22 protein-coding genes are annotated in these 21,868 nt (G+C 69.9%); 15 read left to right on the forward strand and 7 right to left on the reverse strand.

The genetic code is table 11. The features are described from left to right. The 6 genes from AACL56_RS24280 (at position 1) to AACL56_RS24305 (ending at position 7,800) form a co-directional block, all read left to right on the forward strand. Entirely contained in the window at positions 1-1,041 is a 1,041-nt protein-coding gene (locus AACL56_RS24280) for a branched-chain amino acid ABC transporter permease (protein WP_339092349.1), read from the forward strand. Positions 1,042-1,202: 161 nt separating this feature from the next. After that, on the forward strand, positions 1,203-3,011 hold the full coding sequence (locus AACL56_RS24285) for an ABC transporter permease subunit (RefSeq protein ID WP_339092350.1): 1,809 nt from the start codon (positions 1,203-1,205) through the stop codon (positions 3,009-3,011). 1 nt (position 3,012) lies between these two features. Then, positions 3,013-3,756, forward strand: a complete 744-nt coding sequence (locus AACL56_RS24290; protein ID WP_339092351.1) for an ABC transporter ATP-binding protein — start codon at positions 3,013-3,015, stop codon at positions 3,754-3,756. Between the two features lie 37 nt (positions 3,757-3,793). Next, positions 3,794-5,530, forward strand: coding sequence for a tannase/feruloyl esterase family alpha/beta hydrolase (locus tag AACL56_RS24295; protein WP_339092352.1), 1,737 nt, complete (start codon positions 3,794-3,796; stop codon positions 5,528-5,530). Between the two features lie 20 nt (positions 5,531-5,550). Next, a complete protein-coding gene (locus AACL56_RS24300; RefSeq protein WP_339092353.1) occupies positions 5,551-7,296 on the forward strand; it encodes an acyl-CoA dehydrogenase family protein in 1,746 nt (581 codons plus the stop codon). A gap of 36 nt (positions 7,297-7,332) precedes the next feature. Further along, positions 7,333-7,800, forward strand: coding sequence for a MarR family winged helix-turn-helix transcriptional regulator (locus AACL56_RS24305; RefSeq protein ID WP_339092354.1), 468 nt, complete (start codon positions 7,333-7,335; stop codon positions 7,798-7,800). 3 nt (positions 7,801-7,803) lie between these two features. On the opposite strand, the gene AACL56_RS24310 is transcribed toward AACL56_RS24305, so the two are convergent. Next, a complete protein-coding gene (locus AACL56_RS24310; protein WP_339092355.1) occupies positions 7,804-8,460 on the reverse strand; it encodes a TetR/AcrR family transcriptional regulator in 657 nt (218 codons plus the stop codon). Positions 8,461-8,592: 132 nt separating this feature from the next. On the opposite strand from AACL56_RS24310, the gene AACL56_RS24315 reads away from it, so the two are divergent. From AACL56_RS24315 to AACL56_RS24335, 5 genes are all read left to right on the forward strand, one after another. Beyond that, positions 8,593-9,030, forward strand: a complete 438-nt coding sequence (locus AACL56_RS24315; protein WP_339092356.1) for a VOC family protein — start codon at positions 8,593-8,595, stop codon at positions 9,028-9,030. Between the two features lie 37 nt (positions 9,031-9,067). Next, the gene (locus AACL56_RS24320) at positions 9,068-9,595 is read left to right on the forward strand and encodes an SRPBCC family protein (protein WP_339092357.1); all 528 of its coding nucleotides are present in this window, start codon (positions 9,068-9,070) and stop codon (positions 9,593-9,595) included. Positions 9,596-9,608: 13 nt separating this feature from the next. Beyond that, a complete protein-coding gene (locus tag AACL56_RS24325) occupies positions 9,609-10,028 on the forward strand; it encodes a VOC family protein (RefSeq protein WP_339092358.1) in 420 nt (139 codons plus the stop codon). A 5-nt stretch (positions 10,029-10,033) separates the two neighbouring features. Next, positions 10,034-11,494 carry a DHA2 family efflux MFS transporter permease subunit gene (locus AACL56_RS24330; RefSeq protein WP_339092359.1) on the forward strand — a complete coding sequence of 487 codons (1,461 nt, stop codon included), beginning with the start codon at positions 10,034-10,036 and terminating at the stop codon, positions 11,492-11,494. Positions 11,495-11,561: 67 nt separating this feature from the next. Continuing rightward, positions 11,562-11,921, forward strand: a complete 360-nt coding sequence (locus tag AACL56_RS24335) for a DUF1428 domain-containing protein (RefSeq protein ID WP_339092360.1) — start codon at positions 11,562-11,564, stop codon at positions 11,919-11,921. Between the two features lie 102 nt (positions 11,922-12,023). Here AACL56_RS24335 and AACL56_RS24340 read toward each other — a convergent pair whose 3' ends face one another. After that, positions 12,024-12,782 carry a sulfite exporter TauE/SafE family protein gene (locus AACL56_RS24340; RefSeq protein ID WP_339092361.1) on the reverse strand — a complete coding sequence of 253 codons (759 nt, stop codon included), beginning with the start codon at positions 12,780-12,782 and terminating at the stop codon, positions 12,024-12,026. 96 nt (positions 12,783-12,878) lie between these two features. Then, positions 12,879-13,730, reverse strand: a complete 852-nt coding sequence (locus AACL56_RS24345) for an intradiol ring-cleavage dioxygenase (RefSeq protein WP_339092362.1) — start codon at positions 13,728-13,730, stop codon at positions 12,879-12,881. Positions 13,731-13,904: 174 nt separating this feature from the next. Here AACL56_RS24345 and AACL56_RS24350 point away from each other — a divergent pair, with 174 nt between their 5' ends. Together AACL56_RS24350 and AACL56_RS24355 are read left to right on the forward strand one after the other, a co-directional pair. After that, the gene (locus AACL56_RS24350) at positions 13,905-14,825 is read left to right on the forward strand and encodes a LysR family transcriptional regulator (protein ID WP_339092363.1); all 921 of its coding nucleotides are present in this window, start codon (positions 13,905-13,907) and stop codon (positions 14,823-14,825) included. A gap of 525 nt (positions 14,826-15,350) precedes the next feature. After that, on the forward strand, positions 15,351-15,824 hold the full coding sequence (locus AACL56_RS24355; RefSeq protein WP_339092364.1) for a DoxX family protein: 474 nt from the start codon (positions 15,351-15,353) through the stop codon (positions 15,822-15,824). Positions 15,825-15,844: 20 nt separating this feature from the next. On the opposite strand, the gene AACL56_RS24360 is transcribed toward AACL56_RS24355, so the two are convergent. Further along, positions 15,845-16,573 carry a Crp/Fnr family transcriptional regulator gene (locus AACL56_RS24360; protein ID WP_339092365.1) on the reverse strand — a complete coding sequence of 243 codons (729 nt, stop codon included), beginning with the start codon at positions 16,571-16,573 and terminating at the stop codon, positions 15,845-15,847. A gap of 67 nt (positions 16,574-16,640) precedes the next feature. On the opposite strand from AACL56_RS24360, the gene AACL56_RS24365 reads away from it, so the two are divergent. Next, positions 16,641-18,314, forward strand: a complete 1,674-nt coding sequence (locus tag AACL56_RS24365; protein ID WP_339092366.1) for an adenylate/guanylate cyclase domain-containing protein — start codon at positions 16,641-16,643, stop codon at positions 18,312-18,314. 113 nt (positions 18,315-18,427) lie between these two features. After that, on the forward strand, positions 18,428-18,814 hold the full coding sequence (locus tag AACL56_RS24370) for a helicase SNF2 (RefSeq protein WP_339092367.1): 387 nt from the start codon (positions 18,428-18,430) through the stop codon (positions 18,812-18,814). Between the two features lie 43 nt (positions 18,815-18,857). On the opposite strand, the gene AACL56_RS24375 is transcribed toward AACL56_RS24370, so the two are convergent. The 3 genes from AACL56_RS24375 to AACL56_RS24385 all read right to left on the reverse strand — a co-directional run bounded on the left by AACL56_RS24375 (position 18,858) and on the right by AACL56_RS24385 (position 21,868). Beyond that, the gene (locus AACL56_RS24375) at positions 18,858-19,922 is read right to left on the reverse strand and encodes a maleylacetate reductase (RefSeq protein WP_339092368.1); all 1,065 of its coding nucleotides are present in this window, start codon (positions 19,920-19,922) and stop codon (positions 18,858-18,860) included. A gap of 150 nt (positions 19,923-20,072) precedes the next feature. Beyond that, the gene (locus AACL56_RS24380) at positions 20,073-20,474 is read right to left on the reverse strand and encodes a DoxX family protein (RefSeq protein WP_339092369.1); all 402 of its coding nucleotides are present in this window, start codon (positions 20,472-20,474) and stop codon (positions 20,073-20,075) included. Further along, on the reverse strand, positions 20,471-21,868 hold the full coding sequence (locus AACL56_RS24385) for an MFS transporter (RefSeq protein ID WP_339092937.1): 1,398 nt from the start codon (positions 21,866-21,868) through the stop codon (positions 20,471-20,473). Before AACL56_RS24385 ends, AACL56_RS24380 begins: the two co-directional genes overlap by 4 nt.

Raw genomic sequence — 21,868 nt, forward strand, 5'->3', positions numbered from 1 at the left:
ATGGATTTCTCGATCGCCAGCATCCTGACGCTGGACGGCCTCACCAACGGCGCGATCTATGCCCTGCTGGGCATGGGCATCGTGCTCGTCTTCACGGTGACCCGCGTCATCTTCATCCCGCAGGGCGAATTCGTGGCGTACGGCGCGCTGACGCTGGCGATCTTCCAGACCGGCAAGACGCCGGGCACGGTGTGGCTGCTGCTCATCCTGGCCGGCGTTGCCGCGCTGATGGACCTGGTCACCACCTGGCGCCACAGCGGCAGCGCGGCCCGCGGCCTGAAGGCGGCACTGCGCACCTTCGTGCTGCCGGCCGTCATCTGCGCGGTGTCGGCCTGGGCCGGACCGCGCAGCCTGCCGATCGGCGTGCAGGCGCTGCTCACGGTGCTGATCGTCACGGCCTTCGGGCCGCTGGTGTACCGCGTGGCCTACCAGTCGCTGGCGGGCGCGAGCTCGCTGGTGCTGCTGATCGTGTCGGTCGGCGTGCATTTCGCGATGACGGGCCTGGGCCTGCTGTTCTTCGGCGCGGAGGGCTTTCGCAATCCGCCTTTCTGGGACGAACGCATGGCGCTCGGCCCGCTCAACGTGAGCGGGCAGGCGCTCATCATCTTCGCGATGTCGGCGGCGTTGATCGTGCTGCTGTACCTGTTCTTCGAGCGCAGCCTGTACGGCAAGGCGCTGCGCGCCACGGCGGTGAACCGGCTGGGCGCGCGGCTCATGGGCATCTCCACGCAGGCCGCCGGGCAGCTCACCTTCGCCATGGCCGCGCTCATCGGCGCGCTGTCGGGCCTGCTGATCGGGCCGACCACCACCATCTTCTACGACTCCGGTTTTCTCATCGGCCTGAAAGGCTTCGTGGCCGGCGTCATCGGCGGCCTCGCGAGCTACCCGGGCGCCCTGCTGGGCGCGCTGGCGGTCGGCGTGATCGAGGCCTTCGGTTCCTTCTGGGCCAGCTCGTTCAAGGAAGTGATCGTGTTCACCATCATCCTGCCGGTGCTGCTGTGGCGTTCGCTCAAGAGCGGGCATTCGGACGAGGAGCATTGAAATGAGACTCCCCCAGGCTCCGCGCACTTCGTGTCGCTTCGCCACCCCCCTCGCCGGGGGCAACACCTGCGGCCCGGCAAAGCCGGTTCCGCGGTGTTCTCCGTCCAGGCCGTGCCGCGCTGGCGAACTGCGTGCAACCTGCACCGCGACGGGCATCTGAAATGGAAGCACTCCTGAATCCTTCGGCACCGGCGCCCGACAGGAGCGCCCTGCGCACCTGGGGCCCGCTCGCGCTGATCCTGGCGCTCGTCGTGCTGCCCTTCCTGCCGCTGCCCGACTTCTGGATCATCCAGCTCAACTACATCGGCATCTACACGCTGCCGGTGCTGGGCCTGGTGCTGCTCACCGGCGTGGGCGGCCTCACCTCCTTCGGGCAGGCCGCGTTCGTGGGCATCGGCGCGTACACCACCGCCTACCTCACGGTGAACACCGGCCTGTCGCCCTGGGTCACGCTGTTCATCGGCCTGGCGCTCACCGGCCTGAGCGCGGCGATCATCGGCGCCATCACGCTGCGCATGTCGGGCCACTACCTGCCGCTGGCCACCATCGCCTGGGCGCTGTCGCTGTACTACCTCATGGGCAACCTCGACGCGCTGGGCAAGTACGACGGCATCCTGGGCGTGAAGGGGCTGTCGCTGTTCGGCTTCGAGTTCGGACAACAGCGGCTGTTCTACGGCGTGGTCTGGCTGTTCGCGATTCTTGCCGCGTTCGCGGTGATCCGCCTGCTCGACTCGCGCAGCGGTCGCGCCATCCGCTCGCTGGCCGGCGGCTCGCAGATGGCCGAGGCCATGGGCGTGAACACGCTGCGCTTCAAGATCGGCATCTTCGTGCTCGCGGCCATGCTGGCCTCCATCTCGGGCTGGCTGTTCGCGCACTTCCAGCGCACCGTGAACCCCTCGCCCTTCGGGCTGAAGATGGGCATCGAGTACCTCTTCATGGCCGTGCTCGGCGGCGCCGCGCACGTATGGGGCGCCATCGCCGGCGCGGGCATCGTCAAGCTGCTCGAAGACCAGCTGCAGGTGCTGCTGCCCAGGCTCATCGGCACGGCCGGCAGCTACGAGCTGATCGTGTTCGGCATCATGATCGTGCTGGTGCTGAAGTACCTGCCCGACGGCCTCTGGGCCTTCATCGACCGCCGGCTGCCGCGCCCGCGCCGCGCCGTCGACTGGCACGGTGCGAGCGACCTGCCGGCGCGCGCCAGGCCCGCCGCGGGCGAGGTGGTGCTCGACGTGCAGGCCATCCGCAAGACCTTCGGCGGGCTGGTGGCGGTGAACGACATCAGCTTCCAGACGCGCGCCGGCCAGATCGTCGGCCTGATCGGCCCGAACGGCGCGGGCAAGTCCACCACCTTCAACCTGGTGACGGGCGTGCTCGGCCTCACCAGCGGCGCGGTGCGCTTCCGCGGCGAGCCCATCGGCGGGCTGGGCGCGCGGCAGATCGCGCAGCGCGGCGTGTCGCGCACCTTCCAGCACGTGAAGATGGTGGCCGACATGACGGTGCTGGAGAACGTGGCGCTGGGCGCGCACCTGCGCGGGCACAAGGGCGCCATCGCGGCCATGCTGCGCATCGACCGCGCCGAGGAGCGCGCGCTGTTCCGCGAGGCCGAGCGCCAGCTGCAGCGCGTGGGCATGGGCGAGCACCTGCACGAGCTCGCGGGCAACTTGGCCATGGGCCAGCAGCGCCTGCTGGAAATCGCGCGCGCCCTGTGCGCCGACCCGGCATTGCTGCTGCTGGACGAACCTGCCGCCGGCCTGCGCCACAAGGAGAAGGAAGCGCTGGGCAAGGTGCTGAAGCAGCTGTGTGACGAGGGCATGAGCATCCTGCTGGTCGAGCACGACATGGGACTGGTGATGGACATCTGCGACCACATCGTGGTGATGGAGTTCGGCACGCACCTGATGGAGGGCACGCCCGCCGAAGTGCAGAACAGCGACAAGGTGCGCGCGGCATACCTGGGCACGGAGCACTGAGATGACGAACACCCACACGCCTTTACTGCGCATCCGCGACCTGCACGCCGGCTATGGCCGCGCCGAGGTGCTGCACGGCATCGACCTGCAGGCCGGCCAGGGCAGCGTGGTCACCGTGATCGGCCCGAACGGCGCGGGCAAGTCCACGCTGCTCAACGCGCTGATGGGCGTGCTGCCCGCCAGGGGCGTCATCGAGTTCAAGGGCCAGCCCATCTCGGCGATGACGCTGGAAGAGCGCGTGATGCTCGGCATCGCGCTGGTGCCCGAGAAGCGCGAGCTGTTCGCCACCATGCCGGTGGAAGACAACCTGGTGCTCGGCGGGTTCCGCCAGGTGCGGCTGCGAAACAGGCAGTGGCGCGATCGCATCGACGAGGTCTACACCCTGTTCCCGCGCCTGAAAGAGCGCCGCGCGCAGCTGGCCGGCACGCTCTCGGGCGGCGAGCGGCAGATGCTGGCGGTGGGCCGCGCGCTGATGTCGCGCCCCACGCTGCTGATGCTCGACGAGCCCAGCCTGGGGCTGGCGCCGTTGGTGGTGCAGGAGATCTTCCGCACCGTCGACGCGCTGCGCGCCACCGGCGTGACCATCCTGCTGGTGGAGCAGAACGCGCGTGCCGCGCTCGAGGTGGCCGACAGCGGCTACGTGCTCGAGATGGGCAGCGTGAGCCTGGAGGGCGAGGCGAAGCAGCTGGCCGTGGATTCGCGCGTGATCGACACCTATCTGGGCGCAGCCAAGAAGGCGGCCTGACACCAAGACGCCGCAGCGTTCGCGGCAAGGAGACGACATGACACTGCAGCGCCACCTTCCCCTTGGCCTGTGCGCGACCGCGCTTGGCGTCGTCGCATTGCTCACGGCGTGTGCCAGCCGTGCCCCAGCGCCGCACGCACCGCTGGCCGCCGCGCGCCCCGGCACGCTGCAGGCCTGCACCGACCTGGCCGCGCGCGCCGCGTTGCCGGGCACCATCTACACCTCGGTCACCGACGTGCCGGCCGGCACTGTCACCGTGAGTGGCGTCCCGATGGCCGCGCCGGCGCACTGCCTGGTGCAGGGCCGGATGAACGAACGCACCAGCCCCGTCGACGGCCAGCGCTACGCCATCGGTTTCGAGATGCGCCTGCCCGTGGCGTGGAACGGCCGCTTCTTCTACCAGGCCAACGGCGGGCTTGACGGCGTGGTGCTGCCGGCGCTCGGCGGCATCGGAGGCGGCGGCCCGCGCAGCAGCGCGCTGCAGATGGGCTTTGCCGTCATCAGTTCCGACGCCGGCCATGCGGGCGCGATGGGGCCGCGCTTCGGGCTCGATCCGCAGGCGCGGCTCGACTACGGCTACAACGCCGTCGCGCAGCTCACGCCGATGGCGAAGAACCTCATCGCCAAGGCCTACGGCCGCGGCCCCGACCGCTCGTACTTCGGCGGCTGCTCCAATGGCGGACGCCACGCGATGGTGGCCGCCGTGCGCTCGGCCGGCCAGTACGACGGCATCCTCGCGGGCGACCCCGGCTTCAACCTGCCGAAGGCGGCCGTCGCGCAGCTCTACGGCGCGCAGCAGTACGCAGCAGTCGCCACGGCGAAGAACGCCGCGGGCCAGCCCGAGCTGCAGAGCGCCTTCACCCCGGCCGAGATGAAGCTGGTGGCCGACAAGGTGCTGCAGCGCTGCGACGCGCTCGACGGCCTGGCCGACGGCATCGTGTCGAACCTGCAGGCCTGCCGCGCGGCGTTCGACCTCCAGGCCGCGGTGCCCACCTGCGCCGCCGGCGCAACGAATGCACGCGACGGCATGTGCCTGACCGCCGCGCAGAAGACCGCGCTGGCGAATGTGTTCAATGGCGCGCGCAACGGTGCGGGCCAGCCGGTCTACAGCAGCTTCCCGTTCGACGCGGGCGTGAGCGGCGCCAACTGGCGCGAATGGAAGTTCGCCAGCCCGCCCACACGCGACGCCGGTGCCGTGGCCTTCATCTTCAGCACGCCGCCGCTGGCCGACCGGCCGCAGGGCCTGCCCTTCGCGCTGGGCTTCGACATGGACCGCGACGCGCCGCGCATCGCGGCCACCGAGGGCGTGTTCCGCGAATCGGCGCTGTCGTTCATGACGCCGCCCGATGCCGCCAACCTCGGCGCTCTGCGCGACAGGGGCGGCCGCATGATCGTCTATCACGGCACCAGCGACCCGGTGTTCTCGTCGGACGACACCGCCGCCTGGTACGAGCGCGTGCAGGCCGCCAATGGCGGCGATGCCTCCTCGTTCGCGCGCTACTTCCCGGTGCCCGGCATGAACCACTGTTCGGGCGGCCCGGCCACCGACCAGTTCGACATGCTGGGGGCGCTGGTCGACTGGGTCGAACAGGGCAAGGCGCCCGCGTCGGTCACGGCGAGCGCCCGCGGTGCGGGCACGCCGGTGCCCAATGCCGAAGTGCCGCCCGGCTGGTCCGCGCAACGCACGCGCCCGCTGTGCCCCTATCCCCAGGTCGCCACCTACACCGGCGGCGACACCGAGCGCGCGAGCAGCTTCGCGTGCAAGGCCCCCTGAATTCCGAACCCGAGCCCCTGATGGACTATCAGCCCCGCCCCGACGACATCCGCTTCCTGCTGAACGCCGTGCTCGATGCACCGGCGCGCCTGGGCGCGCTCGCCCCCTTCGCGGAGGTCGACGAGACACTGCAGTCGCAGGTGCTGGAGGAAGCGGCGCGCTTCGTCGGCGAGGTGGTCGCGCCCCTCAACCGCGGCGGCGACGAGGTCGGGTGCCGATTCGACAGCGGCGAGGTCGTCTCGCCGCCGGGCTTTCGCGAGGCCTACCGGGCCTTCGTCGATGGCGGCTGGCCCGCGCTGTCCGCCGCCACCGAGGACGGCGGCCAGGGCCTGCCCGCGGTGCTCGAGGCCGTGCTCTACGAATGGCTGTCCGCCGCCAACCACGGCCTCACGATGGCGCCAGGCCTGCTGCACGGCGCCTATGCCTGTCTCAAGCACCACGGCAGCGACGAGCTGAAGCAGCGCTACCTGTCGAAGATCGCCACCGGCGAATGGCTCGCGACCATGTGCCTCACCGAGGCGCACGCCGGCAGCGACCTCGGGCAAGTTCGCACGCGCGCGGTGCCGCAGCCCGATGGCAGCCTGCGGGTGAACGGCGGCAAGATCTTCATCTCCGGCGGCGAGCACGACCTGACGCCGAACATCGTGCACCTGGTGCTGTGCCGCCTGCCCGATGCGCCGGCCGGCTCCAAGGGCCTGTCGCTGGCGCTGGTGCCCAAGCTGCTGCCCGGCGGCGAGCGCAACGCGGTGCACTGCGAACGCATCGAGGAAAAGATGGGCCTGCACGGCAGCCCCACCTGCACGATGCGCTTCGACGACGCCACCGGCTGGCTGGTCGGCGAGCCCGGCCGCGGGCTGGCCGCGATGTTCGTGATGATGAACTCGGCGCGCCTGCACGTGGCGCTGCAGGGCATCGGCCTGCTCGACGCCGCGTGGCAGAAGGCCGACGCCTATGCCGCGGAACGCCGGCAGATGCGCGCACCGGGCCCCGTGCCCGCGAGCCGAGGCAGCGAGAGCGCCGACCTGATCGCGGAGCATCCGGCGGTTCGCCGAATCCTCGACACACAGCGCGCCTGGATCGAAGGCGCGCGCACCATCGCCTACCGCAGCGCGCTCATGCTCGACGTGGCCGCGCACGACGCCGATCCGAAGGCGCGCGAACGCGCGCAGCGCTGGTGCTCGTTCGTCACGCCCGTGCTCAAGGCTGCGTGCACGCACCAGGCCTTCCACGGCGCGAGCGAATGCCTGCAGGTGTTCGGCGGCCATGGCTACGTGCGCGAGTGGGGCATCGAGCAGGTGGTGCGCGACGCGCGCGTGACGATGATCTACGAGGGCACCAACGAGATCCAGGCCATCGACCTGCTGGTGCGCAAGGTGCTGCCCGATGGCGGCGCGGGCATGTCGGCGGTGCTGCTTGAGCTGCGCGACACGCTCGATGCGTCGCGCGATGCCGATGCCGACGTGCAGCGCCGCCTCGCGCAGTTGCGCTACCTGGGCACCACGGTCGCCATGGCGGCGCATGCCAACCCGGTGCTGCCGTATGAGGTGGCTGACGACTACCTGCGCGTGACCATGCTCACGCTGATGGCCTGGGCCTGGGCGCGCATCGAGACCGCCGCGCCGCAGGATGCAGCCAGGGCCCGCGCGGCCGCAGCCTTCCGGCGCTGGGTGCTGCCCGAATTCGAAATGCGTCTGGGCATCGTCAAGAAGGCCTGCGAGACCGTGGCGCTGACCCATGCGGCGGCACCCGCCGGTGTGGCGAAGTAGCCACTGGCGCCGCCTGCCGCGGGTTACGCTCACGCCATGCCCTCCTCCGCGAAAACTGCTCCCGCCAAGGTTCAGCCGGACCGGCTCGACGCGCGCATGCTCGAAGCGCTGGTGGGCTACAACGCGCGCCGCGCGTGGCTGATCGTCAGCGACCTGTTCGCGGAACGCATGGCGCCCTACGGCCTCAAGCAGATCGACTTCTCGGTGCTATCGCTGCTGGCGCACAACCCGGGCGCCACGTCGCGGCAGCTGTGCAACACGCTGGACATCCTGCCGCCGAACCTGGTGAGCCTGGTGGCCACGCTCGACAGCCGCGGACTCATCGAGCGCCGGCCGCATCCGCACGACGGCCGTGCCGTGGGCCTGCACCTCACGCCCGATGGCGAATCGCTGATCCGAGAGGCCGAGCAGGCGGTGGTGCAGCTCGAGTCGGATGCGAGCGCCCGGCTCAGCGCCCGCGAGCGCGAGACGCTGATCAAGCTCCTGCAGAAGATCTACCTGTAGCCTTCAGAGGCCCCGCTCGACCATGTCGATGAGGCGCTGGCCCAGGGAGTGAATCGCCGCGGCATCGGTGCCGCGCAGCGGGCCGTCGATGATGAGCAGCGCCAGCCCGTGCACCGCCGACCACGCGAGGTATTCGGCATCGGGACGCCGCGCCGCGTCGAGCACGCCGGCGTCCACCAGCCGGTCGATCGCCTTGCCCAGCAGCTCGAACGGGTCGAGCCCGCTGGACGCGCCGCCCTTGCCCGGGCCGAGCTCGCCGCGGCCCTCGTCGGAAATCACGAACGCCGTGCGGAACAGGCCCGGCTCGGCCTGCGCGAACCGCAGGTAGGCCGTGCCGATGGCGCGCACCTGCGCGCGCGCGAAGTCGGCGGGCGGCTGGTCGCAGGGCAGCACGGCCAGTTCCTTTTCCATCGCACCCGCCGCGGCGGCCAGCGCCGCCTCGCGGACGGCCAGCAGCAGTTCCTGCCGGCTGCCGAAGTGGCGATAGGCCGCGTTGGGCACCACGCCCGCGCGACGCGTGGCCTCGCGCAGAACCACGGCGTCCGGACCGCCGTCGCGCGCCAGTTCCACACCCGCGTCCAGCAACGCCCGGCGCAGGTCGCCGTGGCGGTAGGTGCTGCGGGCGGGCGGCAGGCTTTCGGGAACGTTGTTGAGCTTCATTGCAATTCCATGTGGACACTGTCCATTATCCCTGCTATTCTTTGTGGACGGTGTACACAAAGTAATCCGATGGTTTGCGGCCCAGGACACCGGGGGGTTGCACCAGACATCCTCGAATCCAAAGGAATCGACATGAAAGTCCAGTCTTACCTCTCGTTCGAAGGCCGCTGCGACGAAGCGCTCGGCTTCTACAAGAAGGCGCTCGGCGCCGAAGTGGTCCAGCTGATGCGGTACTCCGAGGCGCCGGCACCGGAGCCCTCCGACAACGCAGACGCCAGCTGCGGCGGTGCGATGCCCAGCCCCGACAAGGTGATGCACGCGGTGGTCCGCATCGGCGAGACCGAACTGATGGCCTCCGACGGCCGCTGCTCGGGCCAGCCCGAATTCAAGGGCGTGATGCTCGCGCTCACCGCCAGCACCGACGCCGAGGCGCGTCAGTGGTTCGACGCGCTGGCCGACGGTGGCCAGGTGATGCAGCCGCTGATGAAGACCTTCTTCACCTCGAGCTTCGGCATGCTGAACGACCGCTTCGGCGTGAGCTGGCTGCTGGTGGTGCACCTGGCCAGCTGATTCCCTCCGATCCCTCATCGCTCCACAGGGTCCCGCCATGCTCAGGAAAATCGCCCTCGTCGTCGTCCTCGCGATCGCCGTGCTGCTCGTCTTCGCAGCCACCCGCCCCGATACCTTCCGCGTGGAACGCACCGCGCGCATCGAGGCGCCGGCCGAGAAGATCTTTCCGCTGATCGACGACTTCCACCGCTGGGGCGCATGGTCGCCCTACGAGAAGCTCGACCCCGGCATGAAGCGCAGCTTCGGCGGCTCGGCCAGCGGCAAGGGCGCGACCTACGCTTGGCAGGGCAACGGCCAGGCGGGCGCGGGACGCATGGAAATCGTCGAGTCGGCGCCCTCGTCGAAGGTTGCGATACAACTCGACTTCATCGAGCCCTTCGAAGGCCACAACATGGCCGAGTTCACGCTGCAGCCCCAGGGCGGCGCCACGCAGGTCACCTGGGCCATGCACGGCCCGAGCCCCTACGTGGCCAGGCTCATGGGCATCTTCTTCAACATGGACCGGATGATCGGCAAGGACTTCGAAGCAGGCCTGGCCAATCTGAAGGCGGCAACCGAAAAGTAACCGAGGAAACCTCATGTCTCCCATCCACGCCTATCTCACGTTCGACGGCAACGCCGCCGAGGCCATGCGCTTCTACGAGAAGACGCTCGGCGGCACCATGCAGATGATGATGACCGTCGGCGAAGCGCCCGGCAGCGAGCAGTTCCCGCCCGAGGCCAGGAACCGCATCATGCATGCCTCGCTGGCCTACGGCGACGGCATGCTCATGGCCTCCGACAGCATGCTCGGCCAGGCCTACGAAGGCATGAAGGGATTCGGCGTCGCGCTCACGCTGGACACCGTGGCCGAGGGCCGGCGCGTGTTCGATGCCTTCGCCGAGGGCGGCACCGTCTCCATGCCCTTCGCGAAGACCTTCTGGGTCGAGGGCTTCGGCATGGTGACCGACCGCTTCGGCACGCCGTGGCTGATCAACGGCGGCAAGCCCCTGGTGTGACGCGCATGACCGGCACACTCGACAACCGCAAGCGCTGGCTCGCCTTGATGGTGCTGTGCCTGGGCGTCCTGATGATCGTGCTCGACACCACCATCGTGAACGTGGCGCTGCCTTCGATCCGCACCGACCTCGGCTTCACCGAGACCTCGCTGGTGTGGGTGGTCAACGCCTACATGCTCACTTTCGGCGGCTTCCTGCTGCTGGGCGGGCGGCTGGGCGACCTGTACGGCCACCGCCGCGTGTTCCTCGCGGGCCTGGTGCTGTTCACGCTGGCCTCGCTGGCCTGCGGGGTCTCGACCTCGCAGGGCCTGCTGGTGGCCGCGCGCGCGGTGCAGGGCCTGGGCGGCGCGGTGGTGTCTGCCGTGTCGCTCTCGCTCATCATGAACCTGTTCACCGAGCCGGCCGACCGGGCCAAGGCCATGGGCGTGTACGGCTTCGTGTGCGCCGGCGGCGGCAGCATCGGCGTGCTGCTGGGCGGCTTGCTCACGAGCACGCTGAGCTGGCACTGGATCTTCCTGGTGAACCTGCCGATCGGCGTGGCCGTGTACGCGCTGTGCGTGGCGCTGCTGCCCGCGGCACGCGGCCATGCGCACGGCGAGAAGCTGGACGTGGCCGGTGCCGTCACCGTGACGCTGTCGCTGATGCTGGCGGTGTACGGCGTGGTCAACGGCAACGAGGCCGGCTGGACCTCCGCGCAGACGCTCGGCCTGCTCGGCGCGGCCGTGGTGCTGCTGGCGGCGTTCATCGCCATCGAATCGCGCGTGCAGCATCCGCTCATGCCGCTGGGCCTGTTCAGGCTGCGCAGCGTGTCGGTGGCCAACGTGGTGGGCGTGCTGTGGGCCGCGGCCATGTTCGCATGGTTCTTCATCTCGGCGCTGTACATGCAGCTGGTGCTGAACTACACGCCGATGCAGATCGGCCTGGCCTTCCTTCCGGCCAACATCATCATGGCGGTGTTCTCGCTCGGGCTGTCCGCGAAGATCGTGATGCGCTTCGGCATCCGCAAGCCGCTGGCGGCCGGGCTCTGGCTCGCGGCCATCGGGTTGGCGCTGTTCGCGCGGGCGCCGGTCGACGGAAGCTTCGTGATCGACGTGCTGCCCGGCATGATGCTGCTGGGCCTGGGCGCGGGCATGGCCTTCAACCCGGTGCTGCTGGCGGCCATGAGCGAGGTGAGCCCCGCCGACTCGGGCCTGGCCTCGGGGGTGGTCAACACCGCCTTCATGATGGGCGGCGCGCTCGGCCTGGCCGTGCTGGCCAGCGCAGCCGCCGCGCGCACCGCGTCGATGGAAGCCGCCGGCGCGCAGCTGCCGCTGGCGCTCACCGGCGGCTACAACCTTGCGTTTCTCGTCGGCGCCGTGTTCGCGGCGGCGGCGGGTCTCATCGGGGCCCTGCTGCTTCGCTCCGCCATGCCGGGGCAGATACAGAACAACGACGAAGCGGCACCCCGTGAAACGGCGGCATCGTGAACCTCGCGCCATGCAGCCGCCGGTTTTCTTTCTTCAACGTTTCCACTCTTTGTTCAGGAGAAGCACCATGGCTCGTTATGTAGACGGCTTCATCGTCGCCATCCCCACCGCCAACGTGGAGGCCTATCGCAAGCTGGCGCGCAAGGCCGGCAAGGTCTGGATGGAATACGGCGCGCTCGAATACGTGGAGTGCATCGCCGACGACGTGAAGCCCGGCAAGCTCACCTCGTTCCCGCAGAGCGTGAAGCAGAAGCCCGACGAGACGGTGGCGTTCTCGTGGATCACCTACAAGTCGCGCAAGCACCGCGACACCGTGAACGCGAAGGTCATGGCCGACCCGCGCATCGCGGCCATGGACCCCAAGACCATGCCCTTCGATGCGAAGCGGATGATCTTTGGCGGCTTCAAGGGCCTCGTCGAGCTCTGATTTTTTCCCCGGAAACACCGCGGAACCGGCTTTGCCGGGCCGCTGGTGTTGCCCCCTGCAAGGGGGTTGGCGCAGCGACACGAAGTGCGCGAAGGCTGGGGGTTAGCCGATGAACCCGTCATAGACGAGCTTCAGGCCCGTGAGCAGCATCCCGAGGTACACGAAGCGATAGAACCACGTCGCGTCGATGCGCCGAGCGATGCGGATGCCGACCCACACGCCCAGCGGCGCGATCGGCATCAGCACGAGCGAGGTGGACAGGGTTCGGAAGTCGAGCAGGCCGAGCCAGGCGTACGGAATCCACTTGCTCAGGTTCACCACGAAAAAGAAGTAGGCCATGGTGGCGGTGAAGATCACCGGCTTGAGCCGCAGCGGAATCACGTAGGCGTTGATCGGCGGGCCGCCCGCGTGCGCGATGAAGCTGGTGAAGCCGGACACGGTGGTCAGCACCGCGCCCACGCCGCGCGAGGGCAGCGGGTCGTTCGGCTTGGGCGGGAACAGCACGCGCTGCGCCAGGAACAGCAGGGTGAACACGCCCACGATGCCCGCCACCGTGTGCGCCGACAGCACGCGGAACAGCAGCGTGCCGACCACCGTGCCCAGCAGGCCGAACGGAATCAGGAACTTGAGCAGCGAACGGTCGAAGTCGCGCCGGAACGCGGCCAGTCCCAGCAGGTCCATCAGCAGCAGCAGCGGCATCAGGATGGCGGCGGCCTGCGGCACGGTGACGGCCAGCGCCATCAGAGGCACCGCGAGCGAACCGAAGCCGGCGCCGAAGCCGCTCTTGCTGATGCCGAGCAGCAGCACGGCGGGAATGGCGACCGCGTAGAAGTACGGGTCGGTGATGAGAGGAAAGGCCATGGGAAGACGCCAGCGCAGAAAAAAGCCCGCCGGACGGCAGGCTGGGCGAGCGTAGCAGGATGAGGCGGAGCCTGCCGGGCAGGCAGGACGCGCCGCTCAGGCGGCGAGAGCGGCGGGCTGCGCCAGCGGGTTCAGCACGAAGTCGAAGTCCAGCCGCCAGCGGCCGTCGGCCTGCTGCGTCCACGGCGCCACCAGCGACTGGCGCACGGCGAACACCGCGTCGGAGTCGAGCCACTGGTCGCCTTCACGGAACACATGGGTGATGAGCGGCTCGTAGCCCGGCGCCTCGATCTTGAAGTGCAGGTGGGCAGGCCGCCACGGGTGGCGCCGGGTGGCGCGCAGCAGGTCGCCCACCGGCCCGTCGACCGGGATCGGATAGGCCTCGGCCAGCACGCTGCGGAAATGCAGCGAGCCGTCGGCAGCGGTGCGCAGCCGGCCGCGGTTCTCGGAGTGGTCCAGTCCCTCGTGCTGCACGTCGTAGTGGCCGCCTTCGTCGGCCTGCCACACATCGACCACCGCGCCGGCCACCGGCTCGCCGCCGAGGCCATGCACCGTGGCATGCACATCGCAGGGCGCGCCAGCAGCGCCGTTGGCCACGTCGGCACCCTGCTCGTACTCGGGGGCGCCCTCGAAGTAGAACGGGCCGAACACCGTGGCCTCGGTGCAGCCCGCGGGCTTGTCGTTGTTCATCGCGATGGTCAGCATCGACAGGCCCAGCACGTCCGACAGCAGGATGAACTCCTGGCGCTTGTCGTCGCACTTCTGGCCGGTGGCCGTGAGGTACTGGATGCCCTGGAACCACTCTTCTTCCGTGAGCTTCACCTCGCGCGCGAAGGCGTGCAGGTGCTGCACGAGGCTGGTCATGATCTCGCGCAGCCGCGGATCGGGCGTGTCTGCGAAGCGTGCAAGCACGGCCTGCGTGATGTTGTCCTGGTTGAGGTTGCGCATCGTGGCGTCTCCGTGTTGTCTCTGTCGGGCGAACGGGGCACTGTAGGCCGCGCGCCGTTCCCATGAAAGCACCGGGGACGCAAATGATTTTTCCGCCCAGCGGAACGGTCGCACCCCTTGCTGCGCCAAAATCGCCCGGCCCGACAAAAGACAAGCTCCCGGAGACGCACGCCCATGGACCGCTGGACCGAAATCGCACTGCTCGTGCAGATCGCCGATGCCGGCAGCCTGAGCCGCGCGGCCGAGGCGCTGGGCCTGTCGAACGCCGCGGCGAGCCGCCACCTGAGCGCGCTCGAAGCCCGGCTGGGCGCGCGGCTGGTCGAGCGCAACACGCGCCGCCTGTACCTGACCGACACCGGCCGCGAGTTCTGCGGCCGCGCGCGCACCATCCTGGCCGACCTGTCGGACGCCGAATCGACGGTGAACGCCACCGCGCTGAACCCGACCGGCACGCTGCGCGTGACGGCTTCGCTGTCGTTCTCGATCCACCACATCGCGCCGCTGCTGCGCGAGTACACCCAGCGCTATCCGGGCGTGAAGGTGCATGTGGAGGCGGCCAATCGCTACTTCGACCTGATCGACAACAACATCGACGTGGCGATCCGCACGCGCGAGTACGAGCCCGATTCGAACGTCACCATCCGTCGGCTCGGCGAGACGCGGCGCATTCTTGCGGCCTCGCCGCGCTATTTCGCGCAGCACGGCTTGCCGAAGACGCTGGACGACCTGGCGCAGCACAAGCTGCTGATCTACACCCACGCGAACAACCCGAACGAGCTGCGCTTTCGCCGCGGCGACGAGACGCGGACGGTGTCGGTCACCGGGCTGCTGGAGTCGAACGACGGCCAGGTGCTGCGCGCCGCCGCCCTCGACGGCATGGGCATCCTGGTGCAGCCGACCTACATCGTCTACGACGACATCGTCGCCGGCCGGCTGGTGCCCACGCTGGACGACTGGGACCTGCCGCACCTGACCATCAACCTGGCATATCCGAGCCGCAAGCACCTGTCGGCGAAGGTGCGCAGCTTCATCGACTTCATGGCGGCGCATTTCCACAAGATGGACTACGAGCGCAAGTGGACCGGAAGGTTCTAGGCTCGCCCCCAGGCTGCGCGCACTTCGTGTCGCTTCGCCTTCCCCCTACCGGGGGCAACACCTAAGGCCCGGCAAAGCCGGTTCCTTGGTGTTCTTGGCTCGCCCCCAAGCTGCGCGGCACTTCGTGTCCGCTTCTCCTTCCCCCTACCGGGGGGCAACACCTGCGGCCCGGCAAAGCCGGTTCCGCGGTGTTCCTGGCTCGCCCCCAGGCTGCGCGGCACTTCGTGTCCGCTTCTCCTTCCCCCTACCGGGGGCAACACCTGCGGCCCGGCAAAGCCGGTTCCGCGGTGTTCCTGGCTCGCCCCCAGGCTGCGCGGCACTTCGTGTCCGCTTCGCCTTCCCCCTACCGGGGGCAACACCTAAGGCCCCGCAAAGCCGGTTCCGCGGTGTTCCACGGGAAGACGGCACGGCAGCGAATGCTCGAAACATGTGCGTAAACGCACATTCCGTATGTCCGCAGCCCCGCACACTGGAACCGCAACCGCCGCATTCCGCGGCGGACCCTCCGATTTCCAAGGATCTGCCATGAACACCCAGGCCGTAGCCGCCAACACCACGCGTGCGCCGATCGAAGCGCCGCTGTCCACCGTTTCCCCAGCCGGCACGGACGATGCCGGCAAGCTGCTGCTGCGCGTGACGATCGGTTTCCTGGTGCTGCTGCACGGCATCTTCAAGCTGTCGGCCGGGGTGGGCTTCATCGGCGGCATGCTGGCCAAGGCCGGCCTGCCGGGCGGACTGGCCTATCTGGTGTACGTGGGCGAGATCGTCGCGCCGCTGCTGATGATCGCGGGCGTCTTCACCCGCGCCGCGGCCGCCGTGGTGGTCATCAACATGCTGGTGGCCTTCGGCCTGGTACACATGGCCGACATGTTCGCGCTGACCAAGCAAGGCGGCTGGGCGCTGGAACTGCAGGGCCTGTACCTGTTCGGCGCGCTGACGGTGGTGCTGCTGGGCGCGGGGCGCTTCAGCGTGGGGGGCCTCAAGGGCCGCTGGAACTGAGATACCGAAGGCCTTCCGGCTCAGCCGGCGTCACCCCGCACCTGCGAGACCATCGATGCCAGCCGGGCCAGGTCGGTCACGACCAGGGCCTTGTCGTCCTTGCGCAGCACGCCGCTGCGCACCAGCACGTTGAGTTCGCGGGTCACCTGCTCGCGGTTGGTGCTGATCTGGCTGGCCAGCGCGGCGTGCCGGGGGGCGGGATCGAGCCGGGACTGGTTGTCGTCACCGTCATGGGCGCCTGCCGCGCGGGCCAGGCGCAGCAGTTCGGCATGCAGCCGGTTCTGCACGCCGAGGGTGCTCAGGTCGATCACGCGCTCCGACAGCTGGCGCACCAGCCCCGCCAGCCGCTGCATCACCCGTTCTGCCACGACGGGCTCGTCGCGCAGCAGCGCGATGAAGGCCGCGCGGTCCAGGCTGGCCACCACGCTCGGCGCCAGGGTGACCACATCGGCGGAACGCGGCCCGCCGTCGATGGCCGCGATGTCTCCGAAATGCTCGCCGGCCTCCGAATCGCGGAAGGTCACCTGCCGGCCGTTGGCTGAGTAGGTCGTCACCCGCACGCGGCCGGACACCAGCAGGAACACCTCGCCCTGCTGCTCGGCACGCAGCAGCAGCGGCTTGCCGGCCTCCACGCTGTGCCACAGGCACTGCTGCGCCAGCAATGCCAGGCGCTGGTCGGAGAGGCCTTCGAGCAGCGCGATCTGGCGCAGCGCGAGGCTGGAACGGGAAGTGGTTTCAGGGCTGGCCATGCCGGGGATCGATGGTCAAGGGGTATGAGCGCGCGGATTATGCTCGGGTGCCGCTTCGAACCCGTTCATGGACAGACGTTCCCCCCGCCCGGCTCCGGCCTCGCTTTTTCCGCTGAGAACGCCGACCCGGCGCAACCTGCGCTGGACCAGCGGGCTGGTGCTGATGGCGTACATCAGCTTCCACCTGCTGAACCATGCGCTGGGCATCTACTCGTTCGCCCTTGCCGAGACGGTGCTGCGCGGGGTGCAGAAGTTCTGGCACAGCCTGCCGGGCACGGTGCTGCTGTATGGCGCGGCCGTCACGCACCTCGCGCTGGCGGTGGTCGCGCTGTGGGAGCGCCGCACCCTGCGCATGCCACCGCTGGAGGCCCTGCGCGTGCTGCTGGGCTTCGCGCTGCCGCTGCTGCTGGCCGCCCACCTCGCCGCCATGCGCGGCGCCTACCTGGCCTACGGCATCGAGGGCTCGTACGTGCGCGTGGTCTGGGGGCTGTGGGACTGGCGGGGCGCGGGCGCGCAGCTGCTGATGATGCTGGCCGCGTGGACCCATGGCTGCCTCGGCCTGCACTTCGCGCTGCGCGCGCAGCCGGCGTACCGGCGGTTCTCGCACCTGCTGCTGGCCGTCGCGGTGGTGCTGCCGCTGGCGGCGGCAATGGGGTTCGTGTCGATGGGGCGCGAGTTCCAGTGGAACGGCGTGCCGCCCGTCACGCTGCCCACGGCCGAGCAGGGCAAGGCGCTGGGCGCGGCCGAAAGCGGCATCAAGTGGGCCTACGGGCTCGCACTGGCCGCGCTGCTGGCGGCGCGCTGGGCCCGCGGCAGCATGGCGCGCTGGTCGCGCGAGCCGTCGGTCACGCTGCGCTACCCCGGCCGCACGGTGCAGGTGCCGCGCGGCTGGAGCGTGCTGGAGGCCAGCCGCTCCCACGGCATCGACCATGTGTCCATCTGCGGCGGACGCGCGCGCTGCTCGACCTGCCGCGTGCGCGTGGCCGGCGCGGCCGGGCACATCGGCGAGCCGGGCCGCGACGAGCAGCGCACGCTGGAGCGGGTGCGCGCGCCGGCCGACGTGCGCCTGGCGTGCCAGCTGCGCCCGCATGGCGACATCGAGGTCACGCCGCTGTTCGCGCCGCTGCCCAACGAAGGCCGGCCCGCGCCGGTCGGCAGCTTCGGGCGCGAGCGCGACGTGGCGATCCTCTTCGTCGACCTGCGGCGCTGGTCGGGCCTGTCGGAGCGGCAGTGGCCGTTCGACCTGGCCTACGTGCTCGACCGCTATTTCGCCACCGTGGGCGCGGCCGTGCGAGAGAGCGGCGGCGTGCCCAACCAGTTCATCGGCGACAGTGTGATGGCCATCTTCGGGCTCGAGGGCGACCTGCCCACCGCGTGCAGGCAGGCCCTGCGCGCGACCACGCTCATCGGCCAGCGCATGGATGCCTGGAGCGAAGGCTTCGAGGCGCAGTTCGGCCAGCGGCTGGAGTTCGGCATGGGCCTGCACGCGGGGCGCGCGGCGGTGGGCGAAGTGGGCTACCTGGAGACCACCACCTTCACGGCCATCGGCGAGGTGGTGAACACGGCAAGCCGACTGCAGGATCACTCGAAGACCGCGGCATCGCGCCTCGTGGTCTCGCTCTTCGCAGCGGAACAGGCCGGCGTGGCGGACACGATGGGCGCGCCCGAGACGCTCGCGGTGCGCGGCCGCTCCGAACCTCTTGCGGTGCTCCACGTGCCGCACGCCGCAGCGCCGCGCTGATCGGCAAAAGCGGTGCGCAAACGCACAGCGCGCCGCACGGTGAAGTTTCACACTGCCTGCGTGGCAACGACGAATGTCCGCCGCCCACACAGACAACCGAAGGGACTCGCACCATGAACTCCACGCAACGCATCGCTCTTTCCGCCCTCGCATTCGCCATGCTGGGCGCCGCAGGCGCAGCACGCGCCGAAACCTACGACGGCGTGCATCCGGTCGCCTCGTCCGCCAGCCGCAACGATGTGCGCGCCGCAGCCGTGGCTGCCGCGCACAGCGACAACCCCTATGCCGAGGGCGCCGGCGCCGGCCCCGCTGCGGTGATCGCTTCGTCGGTCAGCCGCGCCGCGGTCCGTGCCGAAGCCGTTGCGGCCGCGCACAGCGACAACCCCTACGCCGAAGGCGCTGCGTCCGGCACCGCCCCGGTGCTGGCCAGCACGATCGACCGCGCGACTGTGCGCGCCGCAGCCCGCGCCGCGGCCAGGGGCGACGCACTACCGCTGTAATCGCGGCAGGCAGCGCGCGCGGCCCCGCTGCAGCCTTCCGGGTTCAGGGCCGCGTGCCTTCCCACGCGTTCTGCAACAGGGCGCGGATCGCGTCCCGCTCCAGCGGGCGCGGATTGGGATACTGGTTCGTGAGCGCGTGCGCGCAGGCCAGGTCCAGGTCGGACTCTTTCATGCCGATGTCGCGCAACGCCACCGGCGCGCCGTTGTCGCGTGCGAGGTCGAACACCGTTTGCGCGGCGCTGCTTCCACCCAACGCCTTCGCGATGCGCGCCATGGCCTGCGGCGCCGCTTCGGCGTTGTAGGCGAGCGCATGCGGCAGCACGATGGTGTGGGTCTCGGCGTGCGGCAGGTTGAAGCTGCCGCCGAGCGTGTGGCACAGCTTGTGGTGCAGCGCCATGCCGACGCTGCCGAGCACCGTGCCGCACAACCATGCCCCGTAGAGCGCATCGCTGCGCGCGCCCAGGTCCCGCGGCGCCGTGCGAAGCGCCGGCAGCGCGCGGCCCAGCGCGGCAATGCCTTCCTGCGCCATCAGGTCCATGACCGGGTTCGAATCGACCGCGTAGAGTCCTTCGGCCGCATGCGCGATGGCGTTGATGCCGCTGGTCACGCTCATGCCCACGGGCAGGCTCAGCGACAGCTCCGGGTCGTAAATCACCGTGCGCGGCAGCACCTTGAAATCCTTCCCCGTCTTCTTCATGCCGGCTTCGGTGATGCCGTAGATCGGCGTCATCTCGGAGCCCGCGTAGGTGGTGGGAATGGCCAGGATCGGCAGGCCCGAGTCGAGTGCGATCGCCTTGCCCAGCCCGGTGGTCGAGCCGCCGCCGATGGCCACCGCGCAATCGGCGCCCAGGCGGCGGGCCACCTCGCGCGCTTCGCGTGCGGTCTCGATGGGGACGTGCATCACGGCGCGGTCGAACACGCCCGCGGCATGGGCGCCGAGCATGTCGGCCACGCGCTCGGCCTGCGGGCGCTGCTCGGGCGTGGAGAGCACCAGCGCGCGGCGCGCGCCGAGCGTGTCGATCTCGCGCGCCAGGTGCTGCAGCGAACCGGCGCCGAACACCACCCGCTGGGGCACGCTGTTGTAGACGAACGAGGGTGTGGAGGTCATGGCGTTCCTGTCTGTCTTTTCCGGGTGTTCATGAAGAGCGGCCGATGCCGGGCATCCACCATACTTCCGCGGGCGGCCGGTGGCACGGCCGGTGAGTGTCCGGCCGGCGCGCGCACGCTTCAACGACAGGAACGGAAAGCAGTTTTCCGCTCAGGGCCCAGCCTTGCGCTCGCTGGCCGCCGCGTGGGCGATCAGCAGCAGGAAGCCGCCGACCATCGCCACGTTCTTCAGGAAGTTGTTGAGCTGCCCGGCGAACTGCGCCGCGTCGGCGGACCAGAACGCATGCGCGGTGAAAGCCGTGGCGAGCGTGAAGATCGCCAGCGCCGATGCCACCCACCGCACGCGCCAGCCGGCGACCAGCAGCAGCCCGCCGCCCACCTCGAGGGCGATGGTCAGCGGCAGCACCACGTCCGGCAGCGGAATGCCCAGCTTGGCGAAGTAGCCGAGCGTGGCGCCGTAGGTCATGAGCTTGCGCACGCCGGCCACCAGGAAGATCACCGCCATCAATGCGCGCGCAGCGATGGTCCAGCCGCGCGATTCGTTCGTCGTCATTGCTCGTCTCCAGGATGTGAAGGCGCCGCCGTGGCGCCGGTGAATTTGAGGCGCCCCATGCACAGCACCATGGCGCACGACAGCAGCGCCGGCACGGCCGCCGCGATGAACAGCGCACTGTTCGTCCAGTGCAGTCCGATGAGCCAGCCCGCCAGCACCGGTCCCACGATGGAGCCGGCGCGGCCGATGCCCAGGCTCCAGCCCATGCCGGTGGCGCGCACCGTGGTCGGGTAAACGCTCGATGCCAGCGCGATGAGCGCCGGCTGCGCGCCCACCACGCAGAAGCCGCTCACCATGACCACCGCGAGCAGCAGGGCCAGCGGCAGCGCCGGCTGCCCGATGACCGCGATGGCCGCCACGGCCACGGCGAAGACCGGTACCAGCACGCGGTAGAAGCCGACGCGGTCGATCAGCGGGCCCATGGCCACGGTGCCGATCACGCCGCCCACCTGCAGCAGCGTGCCCACCAGCACGGCGGTGCGCCCGCTGTAGCCGGACTCGGCCGCGATGGTGGGGAGCCAGTTCGCAAGAAAGAACAGGTTCAGCAGGTTCATGAAGTTGATGCCCCACAACAGCAGCGTGGCCGGCCCGCGCCCCGCGCGGAACAGCTCGACCACCGGCGCGCCGTCCTGCTTCGCCTCGTGCACCACGTAGCGCGTGTCGGGGCCGGCACGCACCCCGGGCGCGATGCGGCCGAGCCACTGCTCCACGCGGTCGAGCCTGCGGCCGCGAAGCACCAGGAACTGCATCGACTCCGGCATGTGGCGCGCCATGAGCGCGGCGATCGCCAGCGGCACCACGCCGCCGAAGATGAACACCGCCTGCCACCCACCCCAGGGAATGAGCACGGCCGAGATCAGGCCGCCCAGCACTGCGCCGCCAGTGAAGCCGCACGACACCCACATCATCAGCGTGACCCGACGGCGCTGCGGGCTGTACTCGCTGGCCAGCGCGCTGGCGTTGGCCATGATGCCGCCCAGCCCGATGCCGGTGATGAAGCGCAGTGCCAGCAACTGGTCGAGCGTGTGCGCGAAGGCCGTGGCGAGCATGCACAGCGCGAAGAACACCGTGGCCCCCAGCAGCACCGGCCGCCGGCCGATGCGGTCGGCGCAGATGCTGAGCACCAGCGAGCCGACCAGCATCCCGAACAGCCCCGCGCCGAACACCGGTCCGAGCGCGCCTTTCTCGATGCCCCAAGCCTGCACGATGGCGGGCGCGACGAAGCCCATGGCCTGGACGTCGAAGCCGTCCATCACCACCGCGCAGCCGACCAGCAGCAGGATCCATTTCTGGAACGCGCTGACGGGCTGGCTGTCGATCAGCGCGGGTATGTCGATGGCGTCGGCCGATGCGGAGGCGCCGCCGCCGGCAGCCTCCAGCGATTGCGGCGTCAT

The sequence above is a fragment of the Variovorax paradoxus genome, assembly GCF_902712855.1.
Classification (GTDB): Bacteria; Pseudomonadota; Gammaproteobacteria; order Burkholderiales; family Burkholderiaceae_C; genus Variovorax; species Variovorax paradoxus_Q.